The following is a 3,256-nucleotide window of genomic DNA, read 5'->3' as shown; positions in this document are numbered from 1 at the left end:
TCGGCGTCGAACCCGGCGGCATCGGGCAGGAAGGCGCCGTGCCGGACGTAGGAGGTGCCGGGGTGGTCCGGGTCGCGGTCGTAGAGCGCCGACAGATCCCAGCCACGGTCGTCCGGGAAGTCGCCGACGGCGTCGCCACCCTCGCTGATCAGGCGCCAGAAGTCCTCGGGGCTGTGCACCCCGCCCGGAAAGCGGCAGCTCATCGCGACGATGGCGATGCCATCGTCGGACGCCTTGATCCCAGGTGCCGGGGCGGCGGGGGTGCTCGGCACCTCCAGCAGTTCGGTGTGCAGATGCCTGGTGAGGGCCAGTGGACTGGGGTGGTCGTAGAGCAGGGTCGAGGGAAGCCGGAGTCCGGTGGCCGCGTTGAGCCGGTTGCGCAATTCCACGGATGTCAGCGAGTCGAAGCCCAGATCCCGGAAGGCCCTGTCGGCGGCGAGACCGTCCGCCGAGGAGTGCCCGAGCACCTGGGCGGCGTGGTGTGTGACCAGGTCCAGCAGCGTCTGCTCCCGTTCGGCGGGGTCCGCCGACTCCAGCCGCCGTACGAGGTCGGTCCGCGGCGTTGCCGTCCGGCTCACGATCCGGCGGCCCGGTGGTACCAGCTTGTGCAGCAGAGGGACGACCGGGGTGGTGGCCGCGTGGGCGCGCAGACCCGCGAGGTCCAACCGGGCCGCCACCAGCGCGGGCGCGGCGCTGCGCAGACCGGCGTCGAACAGCGCAAGACCGGTCTGCTCCGACAGGGCGCTCATGCCGAAGCGCCGGGTGTGCTGGCGCAGGTCGGCCGCGGTGAGATGAGCGGTCATCTCACTGCTGAGCGCCCAGTGGCCCCAGGCGAGCGCCGTGGCCGCGAGCCCTGCCGCCCTGCGCCGCTGCGCGAGTGCGTCCAGGAAGGCGTTGGCCGCGGCGTAGTTGGCCTGTCCGGGGTTACCGAAGACGCCCGCGGCCGAGGAGAACACCACGAACGCCGCGAGGTCCATGTCGCGCGTCAGCTCGTGCAGGATGACGGCCGCGTCCGCCTTGGGGCGGAGTACGGTGTCCAGCCGTTCGGGTGTCATGGCGGTGACCACACCGTCGTCCAGGACCCCGGCGGTGTGGACGACCGCCGTGAGGGGCGCTTCGGCGGGAAGCGTGGCCAGCAGTTCCGCCACCGCGGTCCGGTCGCCGATGTCGCAAGCCACGACGCGTACGGACGCTCCCAGCGCACCCAGTTCGGACTCCAGTTCCGCCGCGCCTTCGGCGGCGCCACCACGGCGACTGACCAGCAGGAGGTGGCGTACGCCGTACTCGGCCACGAGGTGCCGGGCGAACAGCCGGCCCAGTGCGCCCGTGCCACCGGTGACGAGAACCGTACCCGCCGGGTCCAGCGGCCGCCGTGGCTCTTCCTCATCCGGCGTCGCACGCACCAGCCTCGGTACGGACGCCGCCCCGGCGGTGATGGCCATCTGCGGTTCGCCGGTGGCCAGTGCGGCGGGGAGCAGCGCGCCGGAGGCGGCGTCCTCGTCCATCGCCACCAGAACCAGCCGGTCCGGGGACTCCGACTGTGCCGAGCGCACGAGCCCCCAGACCGCCGCACTGATCGGGTCGGTGACCTCGCGGGTGATGATGACCAGCCGCGAATCGGTCTCCGGCGCGGCCAGCCACGCCTGAACCCACTCCAGCGCCTGTGAGGTCAGCCCCCGGAGGCCGTGCGTGGTGTCCGCCAAGTCCACGCAGATGAAGGGCGGTACGTTCCCGTGGGCGACGGCGAGCGTTGTCAACTCGGCCGGGCTCGTGACTGTCAGCGTCTCCGTCAACGGATCAGAGGTGGCCAGGGCGGATGCGGCCGTAGCGACCGGGAGGGGGCACCACTCGACCTGGAACAGCGCGTCCTGCGGATCGGTCCCGGCGCCCGACACCAGCCCGTCGGCGGGGAGCGGCCGCGACATCACCGAGCCCACGGACCCGACCGCCCGGCCTGCGGAGTCCGCCAGCTCCAGCGCCACACCCCCCTTGCCGTCCGAGCTGATCCGCGCGCGCAGCGCGGTCGCACCGGTCGCGGACAGGGACACCGCACGGTAGGCGACGGGCAGCGCCGATGCCTCGCCGTGAGTGTCCGCGTGGCATACGGCTTCCAGCAGTGCGGGGTGCAGTGTGCAGCGCTCTGCTTCCTCGTGCTGGTCATCGGCCAGTTCCACCTCGGCGAAGATGTCGGTGCCACGGGTCCACGCCGAGCGCAGAGCACGGAAGGCCGGGCCGATGCCACGTCCACCGCGTGCCAGATCGTCGTACACCTGGTTCACATCGACGGGGGTGGCTCCGGCCGGCGGCCAGGGTGCGAGGTCGATATCGGGGGCGGTGGTGGTCTCGGCTAGCGTGCCCGTGATGTGTCGGGTCCAGTCCGTCCCGTTCGTCCCGTTGCCCTGCCGCCGGGAGTGGACGGTGAGGCGGCGTCGGCCGGAGTCATCCGCCCCACCGACGACCACCTGGAGCTGCACACTCGTGCTCTCCGTGAGCACAAGCGGGGCCCCGATCAGCAATTCGTCGACGACACCGCAGCCGACCTCGTCACCGGCACGCACCGCCAGTTCCACAAACGCCGAGCCGGGGAGGACGACCGCTCCTGCCACCGTGTGGTCGGCCAGCCACGGGTGAGTGCTCAGCGACAGCCGTGAGGTGAACAACACTCCGTCCGTATCGGGCAGTTCCACGCATGCGCCGAGCAGGGGGTGCTGAGCACCGGCGAGGCCGACGGCGGTCACCTCACCGGATCGGTGGCCACGCTTCAGCCAGTAGTGCTGGTGCTGAAAGGCGTAGGTGGGCAGGTCCAGGGCGGCATGCGCGGGGATGTCGCCGAGCAGCGCGGTCCAGTCGACGGGGACACCGCGCACATACGCCTCGCCCAGGGACGTGAGCACACGGCGCATACCGCCCTCGCCCCGGCGCAGTGTCCCGGTCACCACAACCGGTCCGGCGTCGTCCGCCTGCTCGGCCGCCGCCTCGATGCTCATCGTCAGCACCGGATGCGCACTCACCTCAACAAACGCCCGGAAGTCCGCCTCCAGCAGACGCTCGACGGACGGCGCAAACCGCACCGTACTCCGCAGATTCCGATACCAGTACCCCGCATCCAACTCCGCCGTATCCACCCACCCCGCCTCCACCGTCGAAAAAAACGGGATACGGGACGACACCGGCCGCACCTGCGACAACGACCCGGCAAGCTCCTCCTCCACCGCCTCAACCTGCACCGTATGCGAGGCGTAATCCACATCCACCC

Annotated in this window: 1 protein-coding gene; it reads right to left on the bottom strand. The window is 71.3% G+C overall.

The window, feature by feature from the left end:
- Positions 1 to 3,212, bottom strand: a 3,212-nt coding sequence (locus KN815_RS36670) for a type I polyketide synthase (RefSeq protein WP_253209464.1), incomplete at its 3' end; no start/stop codon positions are given.
- Positions 3,213 to 3,256: the final 44 nt, after the last annotated feature.

The sequence above is a fragment of the Streptomyces niphimycinicus genome (genome assembly GCF_018883605.1).
Taxonomy (GTDB): domain Bacteria; phylum Actinomycetota; class Actinomycetes; order Streptomycetales; family Streptomycetaceae; genus Streptomyces; species Streptomyces niphimycinicus.
This window is presented reverse-complemented; position numbering and strand designations above follow the sequence as displayed.